The following is a 16,230-nucleotide window of genomic DNA, read 5'->3' as shown; positions in this document are numbered from 1 at the left end:
CGGCTATTGAAACAATTCAATAGCCGTTTTTCATCGATCGATTTTAAAACCTAAAATCAGCCCATGCCGTATTTTTTCAGTTTTTTGCGTAGCGTGCCGCGGTTAATGCCCAGCATATTCGCCGCACGGGTTTGGTTGCCGCGAGTGTATTGCATCACCATGTCTAACATTGGGTGTTCCACTTCGGATAATACCAACTCATAAAGATCATTCACATCTTGTCCGTTCAATTGAGCCAAATAATTTTTTAGCGCTTGTTTAACGGAATCTCTTAATGGTTTATTGGTAAGTTGAGATTGCGCATTTAAAGTAGAAACGGTTAATGCTTCTGAATTGCTACGTTGTTCTAACATTGTTATGTGTTCCATTTAACTAAAAAAATCACCCCAATCCCCTATTGGATTGAGTCAAGAAACTCCTTCAATACGCTCAGCTGTTGTTTAGGATCAGTAATCGTATTGAAAGTACATTTAAAAGATGCATCTGGCTTGATGTTGTCCAAATACCAACTTACGTGTTTGCGCGCCACTCGATAGCCTTTCTGCTCGCCATAAAATTCGTGCAAGCCTTGAATATGCTCGAATGCCACCTGACACTTTTCTGCCAAATCAGGTTCGGCGATAAGTTGCCCCGACTGCAAAAAAGCCTCAATCTGTCGAAACAGCCATGGTTGACCAAGTGCACCCCGCCCAATCATCACGGCATCTGCTCCGGTATAATCCAGAACATATTTCGCTTTTTTCGGCGATGTAATATCACCGTTTGCAATCACCGGAATAGAAACCTGTTGTTTCACCGCGCGAATATGCTCATACTCCGCTTCACCCTCATATAAGCAACTGCGGGTTCGCCCGTGCACTGTGAGCGCCGCGATACCGGATTGCTCCGCTATTTTAGCGATTTCAACACAATTTCTATTGGTTTTATCCCACCCTGTTCGAATTTTCAAGGTGACCGGAACATTCACTGCCGACACAACAGATTGTAGAATTTGTTCAACTAAATCAGGGTATTGCAATAATGCCGAACCCGCCATTTTGCGATTCACTTTTTTAGCCGGACACCCCATGTTGATGTCAATCAACTGTGCGCCACACCCTACATTCAACGCTGCCGCCTGAGCCATTTCCAACGGGTCGCTGCCGGCAATCTGCACGGCATTAATTCCGATGTCTGCATGGTGTGCCACTCGCAAACGGGATTTCTCCGTATGCCATACATCACGATTCGCCGACATCATTTCAGAATAGGTCAGCCCCGCTTGATAGCGAGAACAGATTCTTCTAAACGGCAAATCGGTTATTCCCGCCATAGGCGCAAGCAATACGCGATTTTTTAATTGAAATTTTCCAATGCGCACCAGCTCACCACAACAACAATAAACAGAATCGAAACAGAACCATCATCGAACAAGGGGGGCTATAATACGCACTTTTTTGCCATTAGGGAAGCACAATTTTTATACAAAATGCGTTTTTTTGCATTTTTTTGATCTGGTTAAAAAAACAGCGAAAATAATCGCTGAAACGTAAAAACAACAGGCGAATAACCATTGACAATTCGCCTGTTTTAATGCTTTTAAAACAGAAAATAGCGCTAAGCGCGTTTAACCCCAGTAATCCGACACCACTCTTCACGTTCGGTAGCCGGCTCTAACCGCACTTGGGCTTGGTATGCTTCACAAACTGATGCTGCTTGATTGGCTAGAATGCCAGACAGCCCTAAATCAGCATTAGGCTTAAGCAAGGCAATAATCGGTTCTGCCAGCTCTTTCAGCGGGCCAGCAAGAATATTTGCCACCACTACATCGGCTTGCAGGTTTTGCGGCTGATCTTTGGCTAAAAACAGTTCCAGTCGGTCTGCCACGCCATTACGTTCGGCGTTATCACGGCTGGCAAGGATCGCTTGCGGATCAATGTCGATACCAATAGCCTGTTTCGCGCCGAGTTTCAGTGCCGCAATCGCCAAAATGCCGGAGCCGCAGCCAAAATCAATCACGGTTTTACCGTTCAAATCCAATCCGTCCAGCCATTGCAGGCAAAGTGCGGTTGTCGGGTGTGTTCCCGTACCAAACGCCAAACCGGGATCAAGCATCACATTAACCGCACTTTCATCCGGCACAGGTCGCCAACTCGGACAGATCCATAACCGCTTGCCGAATTGCATCGGGTGGAAGTTTTCCATCCATTCTCGTTCCCAATCTTTATCTTCAATTTGTTCGATTTTGTAACTGACGTCGTCGTTCAAAATATGCTGCTCACTCATCTGCTCAGCAATCCGTTGCATATCAGTTTCAGCATCAAACAGTGCAATCACATCGGTGTTGCCCCAAAGGCGGGTTTCCCCAGGCAGCGGTTCAAACACCGGTGTATCTTGGCTGTCAACAAAGGTGACGGAAACCGAGCCTAGCGCTTCCAACGCCTCGCCAATCTGTTCCGCTTGTTTATCACTACTATTAATTCGAATTTGTACCCAAGGCATACTCTTTTTCCGTTGTATCAATCTGTTTTTCGCCAAATTTATTGGCGACTAAAAAAGCAATCAAGCCGAATACCAATGACGGCACGATAGCATGAAAGCCGAATAATTTCAGCGAGGCGGTGGTCAGCAAGACATAGCTGAGTAAGCCGACGCTCATCGAGGCGATCGCGCCGCAAGCATTGGCTTTTTCCCAATATAAGCCAAGCACAATCACCCATAAAAATGCCGCTTCCAATCCGCCGAAGGCAAATAGATTCAACCAAATGATCATATCCGGCGGATTGAGTGCCGCCAACACTAAAAGTGCGGTCAGAATCAAGGTCGCCATTGAGGAAAACAACCCAATTTTCTTTTGATCGTGCGCCTTTTCCGGTTTGGCGGCTAAATAAATATCTTTGACGAAGATCGCTGATGATTGAATCAGTTGGGCATCAATAGTTGACATGATCGCTGACATTGGCGCAGCGAGGAAGATCCCAGCGACAATCGGCGGCAAAACCTGTAGCATTAATGTTGGGATCACCTGATCCGGAATCGTGAGATCAGGCAAAATTGCACGCCCCAGTGCGCCCGATAAGTGCATTCCAAGCATGACGATACTCAACACAATAGTGCCGATCAACATTCCGCCGTGTAGCGCTTTGCTGTCTTTGAACGCCATGCAGCGCACAGCGGTATGCGGCAAACCGACCACGCCAAAGCAAACTAAGATCCAAAACGACGCCATAAATTGAAAATCCAGCATCTCATTCGGTCCGTAGGGGCTTATCAATTGTGGATCTTGCACAGCTAATGCCGCAACCGCACTTTCAACCCCACCTGCGGCATAAATCACCGCCACCAACAAAATCAAAGTGCCGAAAATCATCACCGTGCCCTGAATGGTGTCGGTCAACACCACCGCGCGGAAACCACCGATAAAGGTATAAATCCCAACGGTTAAGGCAAAAATCAGCAGCGAATTGGTATAGCTGATACCGACTGTGGTTTCCAACAGCCGCGCCCCGCCGATAAACTGCACAGTCATAGCGGCAAAAAAGGCAATTAATAACGCAATGCAGGCAATCCACACCAGGTATTTATTTTTATAGCGGTGTAGTAACAGATCATTAATCGTCAGCGCCTTACTTTCACGCGACAGCAAGGCAAACTTTTTGCCCAGAGCACCCAGTGCCAACCATACCGCCGGCACTTGAATCATCGCCAGCAGCACCCAGCCCAGTCCGAATTTATACGCCGCCCCCGGCCCACCAATAAATGAACTGGCACTGGCATAAGTAGAAGCGGTGGTCATCGCCAGCACCCAACCGGTCATTGAGCGGTTGCCAACATAGTATTCGGTCAAAAAATCGCCTTTACTACGTTTTGTGTAGGCATAAATCGCCGCGCCAAACACAAATGTCAAATAAATCACTAACGGTAAAACAATCCCTAGATTCATTTCACCACCTCTTGTGTCGAGGACGACGGCTGATCATCGTGATTTTCCAGATCAATGTCTTGATAAATGATACGGATCACCCAATAGGCAACCACAATAAATAAAATCGGCAGGTAAATACAGGCGAGTTCAAACCATAATGGGAAACCGATTGGCCCGGGTGTTCCGCTCGGCAGATAGGCGCACAAGCACCATCCCACCACATACAAAACCGTTAATCCTAATGCCCAGCGAGCTTCTTTTGTTGCTTGTTGATACTTTTGCTGCAAAGTCATTATTTATACCTCAATTCAAATGAAGCGTTTAAATAAAAACGGGCGGATATAGAAATCCGCCCCTACTTTTTGTATCTTGCACTGAATTAATCGTGCATTCCCAATTTTTTCTCAAGGTAGTGAATATTCGTGCCACCTTGTTGGAAATTTGGATCTTCCATAATCAGTTCGTGCAGTGGAATGTTGGTTTTTAAGCCTTCGATAATCACTTCAGATAGCGCATTGCGCATTCTACTAATCGCTTCTGCACGGTTTTCACCGTAACTGATCAGTTTGGCGATCATCGAATCGTAATGTGGCGGCACAGTATAGCCGTCATAAATATGCGAATCCCAACGAATCCCAAAGCCGCCCGGAGTGTGTAAGCGTGTAACTTTACCCGGTGACGGCAGGAAGTTGCGCGGATCTTCCGCATTGATACGGCATTCAATCGCATGACCTTGCACTTTCACATCATCTTGGCTAAAAGACAGCGGCAAGCCTGACGCAATACGCAACTGTTCTTTAACTAAGTCGATGCCGGTGATCATTTCTGTCACCGGATGCTCAACCTGAATACGGGTGTTCATTTCAATGAAATAAAATTCGCCATTTTCATATAAGAATTCAAACGTACCCGCCCCGCAATAGCCGATTTCAACGCAAGCTTTAGCACAGCGGCTACCGATATCACGGCGCAGTTCTTCACTGATGCCCGGCGCAGGTGCTTCTTCCACCACTTTTTGGTGGCGACGCTGCATCGAGCAATCACGTTCCGCTAAATAAACCGCGTTACCGTGAGTGTCTGCCAATACTTGGATTTCAACATGGCGTGGGTTTTCTAGGTATTTTTCCATGTAAACCACATCGTTGTTAAACGCCGCTTTTGCTTCGGATTTGGTCATCGCAATCGATTCTTCCAATTCCGCCGCAGAACGCACCACGCGCATTCCGCGTCCACCGCCGCCGCCGGAGGCTTTAATGATCACTGGGTAACCAATGCGTTCGGCAATTTCTTTATTTTTCTTCACATCACTGCCGACCGGACCGTCTGACCCCGGTACGCAAGGCACGCCAGCTGCTTTCATCGCATTGATCGCTGAAACTTTGTCGCCCATCAAGCGGATCACATCTGCGGTTGGGCCGATAAACACAAAACCAGAACGCTCAACTTGCTCGGCAAAATCGGCATTTTCCGATAAAAAACCATAGCCCGGGTGAATAGCGTCTGCGCCGCTCACTTCTGCCGCTGCAATTAAAGCGGGGATATTCAAGTAGCTTTTGCTCGACGGAGCGGGCCCGATACAGATGGTTTCATCAGCCAACAAAACATGTTTCAATTCACGATCTGCAGTGGAGTGTACTGCAACGGTTTTAATGCCCAGCTCTTTACAGGCTCGCAAAATCCGCAACGCGATTTCACCACGGTTGGCAATTACAACTTTTTCTAACATACGATTATCCGTTTATGATTTAAGATTTCGTTGCCGCAACCGCAATCATACAAAGTGCGGTCAACAGCCTGTTGATAATCAAATTATTCGATAATGATCAGGGATTGATCAAATTCCACGGCTTCGCCGTCGTTCACCAGAATCGCTTTCACCACACCGGCTTTATCCGCTTCGATACGGTTCATCATTTTCATCGCTTCGACAATACACAGCGCATCACCGACTTTCACGCTGCTGCCCACTTCCACAAACGGAGACGCTTCCGGGCTTGGGCTGCGGTAGAAAGTGCCCACCATCGGCGAACGCACAACATGGCCGGAAATTTCTGCAACTGCCGGAGCTGCGGCTGGCGCTGTTGCTGCCGGTGCAGCGGCAACTGGGGCTGCGGCTGGTGCAGCTGCCGGTAAGGTGTATTGAACGGCTGCCGGTGCAGGTGTGCCACGGCTGATACGAACCGATTCTTCACCTTCGGAAATCTCAATTTCCATAATGCCCGACTCTTCTACCAATTCAATTAATTTTTTGATTTTACGAATATCCATGTTTTGATTCCGCTGATTGAAATTTAAATGTCATTACTGCAAGTACACTATCGAAACAACGATGAATACGCAGTAACATTATACTGGTTTACATTAAACGCAGAGATTACCTGAATTCTCGCTTTTTTGCGATAAAAATCTGCATTTTTGGCTCAAATTTGTCGAAAATCACTCTTTTTTCATTAAGTAGTCTTGCGCAAATTCCAGCCCGAATTGATAACCTCTAGCACCCAGTCCGCAAATTACGCCGACTGCTTTATCGCTCAGGTAAGAATGGTGACGAAACGGTTCGCGCGCGTGGACATTCGAGAGATGAATTTCCACAAACGGAATATTCACCGCCAACAGCGCATCGCGTAACGCCACGCTGGTGTGAGTGAATGCGGCGGGATTAATCAAAATAAAATCGATCTGCTCAAACGCCTGATGTATTTTATTAATTAATTTTTCTTCACTGTTGCTCTGAAAACAGTCTAGCTCCAACCCTAGTGCTGCCGCTTGCTGTTGCAGCTGTTGCTCAATATCCGCCAGCGTTAAACTACCATAGTGTTGCGGCTCGCGTTTGCCGAGCATATTCAGGTTCGGACCGTTTAATAACAGAATTTTTTTCGCCATTTTTTGCGCCTTATTCAGTAACCCAAGAGTAATCACCAAAAGTTATTATCACATCATTATAACAATATTTTTTCAAATAGCAGTGCTTTATAGCACTTTTTCTACCCATTCGCTGTTTAAATCTACCAGCGGCAATTCAGAGCCTTGCCATGGACGCACTAATTGAAAGTCCATTAAATCCAAAGTATCTAAACCCGGAATTACATTCGGTGTATATTGCTGTGCAATCCGTGCCAACTGGCTCAAGCCGAAACTAGACTCAATTGAGGAGCTGATCACCGCAGTGATACCTTGTTGCTGCGCTTGTTGAATCAGCTCAATACAACGCTGTAGCGAACCAACCAATGTCGGTTTAATCACAATCGCCGCCAAGTGCGGTTCGGCCTTAACCTCGAAATCCGCTTCTCGCACGCTTTCGTCCCAGGCAATCGCAATGCCGCTTTCCGCTGCAAACTGGCGGCTTTCGTCTTGGGTTTTACACGGTTCTTCTAAAAACTGAATCCGGCTGCGATGTTCCGGTTTCACATATTTGGCAAACATCTGCGCTTTCGCCGGTGTCCAAGAGCGGTTTGCGTCAAGGCGCAATTTCAAATCCGGCACGGCTTCCAACAGCATATCGGCAATCAGCCCGTCACGATTGGCTTCGTATAATCCGACTTTTACTTTTGCCACTTTTTCGCCCGGCATTTGCTCCAGCTGATCATATAATTCATCAGGATCGCCATAACACAGTGACGCCGCTTGATAATTGCCTGCTTCGCCCAATTCGCCTTTCAACTCTGCTAATGCACAACTCAGCCCGAATGCCACCGAAGGATACAAGCCGTCCAACGGCAATTTTTCATTGCGACTGCGCGCTTCGTCCCACTGTTGCAACCAAAGTGCGGTTTGCGCCTGTGCTTGTTCCAGCGTTTCTTGACTAAATTCCGGCAACGGCGCAATTTCTCCCCAGCCCTCATGCTGACCGCACTTAACCTGCACCAGCAAGCCTTCGCGCTTTTTCAAAAAACGATTGCGCAGTACCACCTGCGAATCCACAGGGATTGAATAACGATAAAGATGATAAGTTCTGATTGTCATAAGCCACCTTATAAATGCCAAACAGCAAGATTTGAAAATCTTACCGTACTTTAACCCTAATTAACCTAATTAATCCTAAATCAAGACAAAAATTTCATGCCTTGTCGCCATACACCACTCAAAATCGCATCACTGATATGCGACGGAAAACCCGCAGGCAGCGTCCGCTGGCACTGCTCAACCGCACTTTGATACTGAATGGCGATTTCATGCAAAATATCCTCCACAATCGGCTGCCGCAGCCCGGCTTTTTTGCCGGTTTCAATAAAATGTCGCGGTTGAATGGTGTTCCATTGATAATGTTTATTTTTGCCTTGCCACGCCATCGCCATTTTCACTTTTTGCTTCTGCAAGCCTTGTGGGGTCATTAGCGGAAAAGCCGACATCACATCATAAAACGGCGTCAGTCGATAATGGTTGTTTTTTTCCAAAAATACGCTGTAGTTTTTGGCATGGCCGTCGATTGCCGCCATCAGCCAGAAAATAATCTGCGCTTTGAAAAAATGCCGACGATCAATGGTATTTTCCGTTGAACCTTTGAGTAAATCTAAAATATTCAAAATCGAAGGCCCGCCGTCCGCTTCATATTTCAAAGCGGGCGCAATACCGAGCGCTTGACACATATCCTCTTGCGGCAACCGAACCAGCCATGTGCCGCCGGCCGACCAACGGCGATCAAAACGTTTAATTGCCAATACTTTGGCTTCATCAAAATGTAAAATTTCCGCTTCTGCCACCGGCAACTCAAAGGCACGCAAGAGCTGCAAACAAAGCCATTCATTTTCACAACTTTCCGATAAATCCAGCTGCCCCTGTCCGACAACACCGATAGGCAATTTGAAAATATGGCTGGTCGGCGTAGTGCCTAACGGTTTGCACCATTGATTTTGATAATATAAAAAAGCAGTTTTTTCCTGAGCGCCAGCGAGTGAGATACGGAAATCCTGATGTTCCGAATCCATACCCAGCGGCGACATTCGATAATTTTGCAACAGTGCTGCAATATAATCATCAGAAAGCGGAACCGCTTCAATTTGCTGAACTCGTTTGGCGTAAGCTCCGATAAAATAGAGCTGAATGGCGCCGACGCAATCGTGCCCGATAGCGCGTAACAGATCAAACGGATGTTTGGTCGCCACCTGAAATCGTTGCTGAATACGGGCGCGAATCACATCGTTATCCGGCAGTAAATTATCAAAAAAATTATAGACCGCACTGCCTTTATACTCTTTTGCCGACAGCGGCAAAGAGAGCGAAATCGGGCGTGATTTGGGGTGTTGCAACCAATTCTCGTCATAGCGAAATAGACTGGCGCCAGCCGAATCTTTCGTCCAGCGCCCCACTTCGATGCCGTTCATCGCAACCGCTAACGTCTGCATTACCAATCCTCGCCAAATTCAGCCGGCAGCTCTTGAACTTGATGATAAGCGGTTTCAGTCGTTTTCACGGCGACCTGCTTTCTCGGCGACAAGGTGATTTCCAATTCCAATGCCGCCAACAAATTAAACAACGTCTCAACCTTACTACGTTCCGGATTATTTTCAAATGCCGACACCGTGGTTTGTTTCACCCCGGCTTGCAAGGCAACTTGCGCCTGTGACAATTGATGGTTATAGCGGTACTCTTTCAAAGTATGAGCAAGCATTTTTGCTGTGGTAATCGCCATGATTTTATCCTCCATAACAGATAAAACCCATTCTATCCCTTTATAAGGGTAAAATCAAACTTATCCCTATAAAAGGATAATTATCAAATTATCCTCTTAAAAGGATTAAACCGCACTTTGAATACGCTTAAGACTATGGATTACGCTTAAATTTGCTGAAATCAGGCTCACGTTTTTGGTTGAACGCATTGCGTCCTTCTTGGCCTTCTTCGGTCATATAAAACAGCATCGTCGCATTGCCCGCCAGTTCTTGCAGCCCGGCTTGTCCGTCACAGTCCGCATTCAGTGCGGCTTTTAAGCAACGCAGGGCAATTGGGCTGTTCTGCAACATCTCACGACACCAGCGCACGGTTTCTTTTTCCAAATCGGCATACGGCACAACGGTGTTCACCAAGCCCATATCCAAAGCTTCTTGTGCATTATATTGACGGCATAAGAACCAGATTTCACGCGCTTTTTTCTGCCCTACAATCCGAGCCATATAAGATGCGCCCCAGCCGCCGTCAAATGAACCGACTTTCGGTCCGGTCTGCCCGAACACCGCATTTTCAGCGGCAATCGTCAAATCACACAACATATGCAACACATGACCGCCACCAATCGCATAGCCTGCCACCATCGCCACAACCGGTTTCGGACAGCTGCGAATATCGCGTTGGAAATCCAATACGTTCAAGTGATGTACGCCCGCGTCGTCTTGATAACCGCCGTAATCGCCGCGCACTTTTTGATCGCCGCCTGCACAGAAGGCTTTTTCACCCTGGCCGGTTAGTACAATCACCCCCACCTTTTCATCAAAACGCGCATCGGCAAATGCGGTGATCATCTCTTTCACCGTTTGCGGGCGAAACGCATTGCGCACTTGCGGACGGTTAATGGTGATTTTGGCAATGCCGTCAGTGGATTTATGATACAGAATATCCTCAAAGCCGGTGCTGCAATCTTGCCACTCAACCGGCGCGTATAAGAATTCTTCACTTGGATATAACATAATATTTCCTTTTTAGTTTGCGTAAAACGAGGTTAAAAGTGCGGTCAGCTGCGCCGCAAATTCGTCCGGATTGGCTTGATGCGCATTGTGTCCGGCTTGCTTGATTAAGGTTAAATTTAGTTGATTCGCTTCTGCCATTCGGCGAAATTTTTGATCCTGCTCGCCGCAAAAATAATGAATCGGCAATCTGCTTGACCGCACTTCGGCTGTAAAATTGGGTTGTTTCGCTAATGAAGTCGCCAAGAGCATTCGGGCAATATTCTCACCACAATTCGGTGAACGCTTTTCAATCAGCTCTTGCCGCTGTGTTTCGGTTAAATCGGCAAAGACCGGCTGTTGATACCAATCCTCCAGCACCGCACTTGGCGTTTCGGTCGCAAAGCGCTGCGCCCATGCGTGATCATGCTGCCAACGCGCCTGCTTTTCTGTTTCACTGTTCAAACCCAAATTTGCACCTTCTAATATCAGCCCTTTTAAATTGCCGAGCGATTGCTGAGTTTGAAAAGCATAGTGCAGCGCCAAACGCCCACCTAACGAATAGCCAATCAGCCAATACGGCGCATTGCCAACCGCACTTTGGATTTTTTTTGCAAGATAGCGGCTGGTTTCGTCAAAATCATTCACTTTTGTGGCTTTTTCTTGTCCGTGCCACGGCAGATCGAGGCTGACACACTCAAAGTGCGGTAGCCGCGCAATCACCGGCTGCCAGTCTTGCCATGTGCCGAGCAAGCCGTGCAAGAAAATCAAATGATACTGCTCAGCCATCTTGCGCTTTATGTTCCTCATGACTTTTAAAAATGGAATCCGCCAAACGGGTTCCTGTAGATATTAATCTCGCCAAGACTTTTAATTGTTCTCCGCAAGCTATACTATTAGTCTTATTGGGATAATTAATTGTATGATCAATCTCCCCCCAAATCTCTTCAAATAATGTTCTTACCTGTATTTCACAACAAATAGGTTTTTCTCTATTATTATTAGCTTTTACAATATAATGAACGCTTGTATAAAAAGTATCTTTAATTTCAGTATGTATATCTAATGATTCATATTGTTTTTTATATTCTGGATCCCATGTATACGCTTTGGGAGGTTCAACAAATGCCCACTCCTGATTACTTATCTGTTCTATGATTGCTCGATGTATATCAATAAACTGTTCTTGATATAAGTGCAAAATTCTAACTCCGGCAAAATCTGTAATCCTGAGATACACATTTTCTTCGGTAATACATTCCTTACCCTCTTTGTTTTTTCTATCTATTTTTTCGTTTAAATGCCCTGAATCCTTAAGTCTGCTTTTAATAGAGTGTACAATCGGCAAAGGCTGCTTATTGAGTTTTGGGTGACCTAAAAAATAACCCGATATTGCATCTATAAATGATTGATATGCATGTTTCCTCTCCTCATAAGAGGTAATTATTTTAGTATTCATCACGATATTCTCAATCCAACGCTTCAATTCTTCTTAAAAAGTCCTCTCCAAATTCTTTATATTTATTTTTAGTATCAATGTATTTAGCTTTATTTCCTGATATAGTTGATTTATCCTTAGGATTTAAATTCGGTAACATTGGCACTTGCCACATTGGAGTTTTATATTTTTGAGCCATATTTGGTAATGTATTATGCGAATACATCAACGCATCCCTTCCAATAGGTAAATGTGCCACTGTATCTGACAGGTGTTCTCGAACTTCAATACTTATAAATTTTTCTATAGTTTTTGGTATCTGCTGGGCATAATACTCATGAGCTCTAGCTAATTCCTTTTCTTTATTTTCATTATTTCCGTTATTTTCTTTTTTCTCTTTACTATATTTTTTTGCATTATAAATGGTATATCCTAAAAATCTTACAAACTTCCGTGGAAATCGCTTTCTTTTATCAGTAGAAATCAATCCATAAATAGTATCAAATTCCTTTTTCCATAATTTAAGAGAATTACCAATATTTCTTATACCATAAAGAGAAAACATATCTGGCAATGCAGGAATAATAAAACCATCAACTGTTGATATAATAACTTTATTCAAATCACCAAGACTAGGTGATGTATCAACAATAACAAAATCATAATTATATTCTTCTGAATAAGACTCCGCTATGGCTCTAATATTAGTAACAGTTCTGATGGAAAGAGGCTCCCCTCTATATAAACCATTCCATCTTTCAGAAATTTTACTTTCATATTGGTTAACTGTTAGCCTACCTGGAATTAGACCTAGATTTTTATTAATTTCTATAGGAGGGGGTAAAGGTTCAAAATTCTCCAAACCATCTTCAGCTGGTTTTAATAAAAAGTGAATAGTTCGAGGACTTTTTAGAAGGCTATTATAATTTTCACCAGGTGTATTTTTTTTTGCCTGCTCTAAATCTTCAATAAAATCATTTTCATCCTCCCAAATTTTATGCAACTCTTCTTCTTCCATTGCAAAAATTGTTAAATTACATTGAGGATCCAAATCAATAATTAACGTTTTATGTCCCATAGCTGATAGAATATGAGCTAGATGAAAAGCTAATGTCGATTTTCCAACGCCACCTTTGTTATTAAATAGTGAGATCATTTTCATATTAATATTCCCTTTAAGTAGTTAACCGCCAATCATCGCTCCTGCAATTTGCTCAATCAGCGACTTATAAATTTTGCTGCCGTCGTTCGGATTTACTTTAATTTCAATTAACGTGGTTTCTTTGCGTCCGTATGCTTGTTTCAACACCGAGTTCAGATCCGCCCAAGTGTAGGGGCGGCTGTAATTAATGCCGAACATAGTGGCAGCCGGTGAAAAATCTAATCCGTGCCCCAAGCGATAATATTGCTCTTTTACACTCTCTTCGACCGGCAACATATCAAAAATCGCACCGCCGTTATTATTAATCACGAATAAAATTGTCGGTTGGCGCACCTGCTTAAACAGCGCCAAAGAGTTTAAATCATATAAAGCCGATATATCGCCCAGCATCGCCACCAATGGCTGGTTGCTCGCAACCGACACCCCTGCGGCAGTCGCCAGTAAACCATCTATGCCGCTAGCACCACGATTGGTATATACCGGATAACCTTCCGGCAATTTACACAACGCATCAACCAACCGCACAAACAGACTGTTGCCTAAAAATAGTGCGCCGTTGCTCGGCAACACGCGGCTGACGTGGTGCGCCAACGAGGCTTCATTTAAGTTACCCCCAATTTGTTGCTCAATAAACGAAGCGCAAAATTGTGATAACGCCAACGGTTCAAGCAACCACGGGCGCTGGCGCAACGGCGGGTGCGCACGCAGCCAGTGGTGCACTTTCACGTTAAAACGGGTTTGTTGATGATAATACGGATCAAGCGGTTTATTCGAGGCTTCAATCAGCCAATATTCACCTTTAAATTGCTGTAAAAAGTGGTTCACGCGTTTGCTGATAATCTGGCTGCCAAACTGCAACACAATTTCCGCTTGTAATAATTTTTGCTGTACCAGTTCATTCGCAAGCCAAATGTCGGCGTACGGCAACGGCGATTCCAAGCCCGATTGCACATCGCTCAGCACCACCCAGCCCATGGTTGCCGCCCAGGCGGAAATGCCCATGCTTTGTTCTTGCGGCAATTTGCCGACCACAATCACCCCTTGCTTGGTGCGCCAATAATCCCAATGCTCATGGATCAACACCTCACTTTGCTGTTCAGCATAAGCAATCCACGGCTGTTTTTTGCTTAACCAACGGTTAAATTCAATCAGCCAGCCGTGCTGTTGCACCGCACTTTCATCAGCTTGATATAGCGGTTCGGCAAAGGGTAAATTAAAATGCAACACGCCTGATGTTTGGCGCTGTTTCTGGCAAGCCTGATCGATCTGGCTCAACAACCACGCACTAGTGTAATCTTCACTTGGACGAGGGAAGTTGATGCTAGCGACAGGATAGTCCGCGAAAATGCCGGTTTGCACAATCGCTTGATTCGCTCCACTATTGATCAATTCCGGCGGACGATCGGCACTTAATACGATCAAGTTATACCCGCTTTGCGCCGCTTCAATCACTGCCGGATATAAATTGGCGACCGCAGTGCCGGATGTCACAATCAACGCGACCGCACTTTGGCTGGCTTTGGCTAAGCCTAAGGCGAAAAAACCCAAACCACGCTCATCAAAATGGCTGTGACAAGTCGCGCGATGGCTGTCTTGCAAGCGAACCGCTTCCAGTGTCAACGGGGTCGAACGGGAACCGGGGGCTATACAAAAATGCTGCACGCCGTTGCGCACCAAACTTTCCAGAACCACCCTCGCCCAACAGCGATTAAATACCGCAACTGACATCACTTTTCTCCATTTTGTTGTGCCGGAAACAGGGATAAAATGCCGGCAGCTTTTCTTTCAATCTCCTGCCATTCTAGCAAGGGAACAGAACCGGCAACAATACCCGCTCCTGCGAAAATCGCAATTTTATCCGAATTTTGCGGATCTTTCGTCAGCAAACTGGAACGAATCGCCACACAAAATTCGCTGTTCGCCAACGACATCACGCCCAAGGTGCCGGCATACCAATGACGTTTGAAGTTTTGCCGCTCGGCAATAAATTTCAGCGCAGCCGCATACGGTAAACCGCCCACTGCGGCACTCGGATGAATCGCAGTTAAACAGGCTTGATCGTTCACGTCCGGATATAACTTTGCGCCGATATTGCGCACCAAATGTTGCACATAGCGCAAACTACGGCTGCTCAGCTCGTTAATATCCAAATGTTGGCTTAAATTGGAGAGCTTGGCGCAAATATCTTCCACCACCAGCCAATTTTCATGGATATTTTTGCCGTCTTGCAGCAGCCATTGTTGCTGCTGTTGGTTTTGCTGCTGATCGCCGCCATTTTCCGCTGTGCCCGCTAAAGCTTCGGTAAACAGTTGTTGCTGTTGGCGCTGATATAGCCGCTCCGGACTAACACCCCAGAAGGTTTGTGCTGCCGATTGTGCCCATAAAAAGTAGTAACACGTCGGCTGCTGCGATCGGGCGTGCGCTAATAAATCGTGCGGATCAACCGTTTCGCTCAATACAAATTCCTTTTGCTGCGCTAGCACGACTTTAGTAAAGCGCCCCTGTTCAATGCCGTCAAGCGCCTCTTGTACCAAATCCTGCCATTCGGTTTGCGAATAGGCTTGACGGCTTAATTCAAGATGCGCTTTCACCTCGGCTAACGGCTGAGCTGAATTTAATTGTGCTATGAAATCGTGGATTGCAGCGGCATGATCGTCGGCGGATAGCGTCAACGTCACATTCAACCGATCGTCTTGCTGCACTAACCATAAACGCGGCAGATAGAAACAGGCTTCGCCTTCAAAGGTTAAGCCCCCCACCAAGCGAATCGGGCGCTCGCACTGCTGTGCTAAAAAGTCTTGCGCGACGGCAAGTGCGGTGAAGGTTTTCACCTGCCCGAGCGCAACCGATTGCGCCGACTCGCCGCGAGCCTGCCAAAAAAAGCGCGGATAGTGCGGCTGCCCTTTCAACCACGCCAAAAGATTATCGCAGCCCTCAAGGCTGAATTGATACTGCGTGATCGTATCGTGCGCGCTAAATGAATGATTTTTCAACAGTTGGAATAATTGTTGTTTTATCTGTTGCCAACAGTCCATTATCTCAATGACCTATTTTATATTCTGAGCTGATAAATGAGAAACCTTCATTTTACCGCACTTTAAAAGAAATATTGACCGAAATCTTTTCATTT

The 16,230-nt window shown here is 45.7% G+C and carries 17 protein-coding genes; all 17 read right to left on the bottom strand.

Annotated elements, in window-relative coordinates; translation table 11 throughout:
- Positions 1-56: 56 nt before the first annotated feature.
- Complete coding sequence (gene fis / locus ACUHGC_RS05675; RefSeq protein ID WP_208121140.1) at positions 57-353, bottom strand: DNA-binding transcriptional regulator Fis; 297 nt, start codon at positions 351-353, stop codon at positions 57-59.
- Between the two features lie 41 nt (positions 354-394).
- On the bottom strand, positions 395-1,360 hold the full coding sequence (gene dusB / locus ACUHGC_RS05670) for a tRNA dihydrouridine synthase DusB (RefSeq protein ID WP_446834658.1): 966 nt from the start codon (positions 1,358-1,360) through the stop codon (positions 395-397).
- 236 nt (positions 1,361-1,596) lie between these two features.
- Entirely contained in the window at positions 1,597-2,481 is an 885-nt protein-coding gene (gene prmA / locus ACUHGC_RS05665) for a 50S ribosomal protein L11 methyltransferase (RefSeq protein ID WP_446834657.1), read from the bottom strand.
- On the bottom strand, positions 2,456-3,922 hold the full coding sequence (panF, locus tag ACUHGC_RS05660; protein WP_446834656.1) for a sodium/pantothenate symporter: 1,467 nt from the start codon (positions 3,920-3,922) through the stop codon (positions 2,456-2,458). The genes prmA and panF overlap by 26 nt, the downstream gene beginning before the upstream one ends.
- Positions 3,919-4,197, bottom strand: a complete 279-nt coding sequence (locus tag ACUHGC_RS05655) for a YhdT family protein (RefSeq protein ID WP_446834655.1) — start codon at positions 4,195-4,197, stop codon at positions 3,919-3,921. The genes panF and ACUHGC_RS05655 overlap by 4 nt, the downstream gene beginning before the upstream one ends.
- Positions 4,198-4,283: 86 nt before the next feature.
- On the bottom strand, positions 4,284-5,630 hold the full coding sequence (gene accC, locus ACUHGC_RS05650; protein ID WP_446834654.1) for an acetyl-CoA carboxylase biotin carboxylase subunit: 1,347 nt from the start codon (positions 5,628-5,630) through the stop codon (positions 4,284-4,286).
- Positions 5,631-5,713: 83 nt separating this feature from the next.
- Positions 5,714-6,172, bottom strand: coding sequence for an acetyl-CoA carboxylase biotin carboxyl carrier protein (gene accB, locus ACUHGC_RS05645; RefSeq protein WP_446834653.1), 459 nt, complete (start codon positions 6,170-6,172; stop codon positions 5,714-5,716).
- 168 nt (positions 6,173-6,340) lie between these two features.
- Complete coding sequence (gene aroQ / locus ACUHGC_RS05640) at positions 6,341-6,787, bottom strand: type II 3-dehydroquinate dehydratase (protein WP_446834652.1); 447 nt, start codon at positions 6,785-6,787, stop codon at positions 6,341-6,343.
- 87 nt (positions 6,788-6,874) lie between these two features.
- Entirely contained in the window at positions 6,875-7,867 is a 993-nt protein-coding gene (menC, locus tag ACUHGC_RS05635; RefSeq protein WP_446834651.1) for an o-succinylbenzoate synthase, read from the bottom strand.
- Between the two features lie 80 nt (positions 7,868-7,947).
- Positions 7,948-9,246, bottom strand: coding sequence for a type II toxin-antitoxin system HipA family toxin (locus tag ACUHGC_RS05630; protein ID WP_446834650.1), 1,299 nt, complete (start codon positions 9,244-9,246; stop codon positions 7,948-7,950).
- A complete protein-coding gene (locus tag ACUHGC_RS05625) occupies positions 9,246-9,533 on the bottom strand; it encodes a helix-turn-helix domain-containing protein (protein WP_446834649.1) in 288 nt (95 codons plus the stop codon). Before ACUHGC_RS05625 ends, ACUHGC_RS05630 begins: the two co-directional genes overlap by 1 nt.
- A gap of 133 nt (positions 9,534-9,666) precedes the next feature.
- Positions 9,667-10,524 carry a 1,4-dihydroxy-2-naphthoyl-CoA synthase gene (gene menB, locus ACUHGC_RS05620; RefSeq protein ID WP_446834648.1) on the bottom strand — a complete coding sequence of 286 codons (858 nt, stop codon included), beginning with the start codon at positions 10,522-10,524 and terminating at the stop codon, positions 9,667-9,669.
- Between the two features lie 12 nt (positions 10,525-10,536).
- Positions 10,537-11,289 (bottom strand): 2-succinyl-6-hydroxy-2,4-cyclohexadiene-1-carboxylate synthase, encoded by a 753-nt coding sequence (gene menH / locus ACUHGC_RS05615; protein ID WP_446834647.1) that lies wholly within the window; start codon positions 11,287-11,289, stop codon positions 10,537-10,539.
- The gene (locus ACUHGC_RS05610) at positions 11,282-11,959 is read right to left on the bottom strand and encodes a hypothetical protein (protein WP_446834646.1); all 678 of its coding nucleotides are present in this window, start codon (positions 11,957-11,959) and stop codon (positions 11,282-11,284) included. The genes menH and ACUHGC_RS05610 overlap by 8 nt, the downstream gene beginning before the upstream one ends.
- A gap of 10 nt (positions 11,960-11,969) precedes the next feature.
- Complete coding sequence (locus tag ACUHGC_RS05605) at positions 11,970-13,100, bottom strand: ParA family protein (protein ID WP_446834645.1); 1,131 nt, start codon at positions 13,098-13,100, stop codon at positions 11,970-11,972.
- A 21-nt stretch (positions 13,101-13,121) separates the two neighbouring features.
- Positions 13,122-14,828 carry a 2-succinyl-5-enolpyruvyl-6-hydroxy-3-cyclohexene-1-carboxylic-acid synthase gene (gene menD, locus ACUHGC_RS05600; RefSeq protein ID WP_446834644.1) on the bottom strand — a complete coding sequence of 569 codons (1,707 nt, stop codon included), beginning with the start codon at positions 14,826-14,828 and terminating at the stop codon, positions 13,122-13,124.
- Positions 14,828-16,135 (bottom strand): isochorismate synthase, encoded by a 1,308-nt coding sequence (locus ACUHGC_RS05595; RefSeq protein WP_446834643.1) that lies wholly within the window; start codon positions 16,133-16,135, stop codon positions 14,828-14,830. Before ACUHGC_RS05595 ends, menD begins: the two co-directional genes overlap by 1 nt.
- Between the last annotated feature and the right edge of the window lie 95 nt (positions 16,136-16,230).

It is taken from the genome of Testudinibacter sp. P27/CKL/0425 (assembly GCF_052931395.1).
Note: the sequence above shows the minus strand (reverse complement) of the source record. Positions and strands in the feature narration are given on the sequence as shown.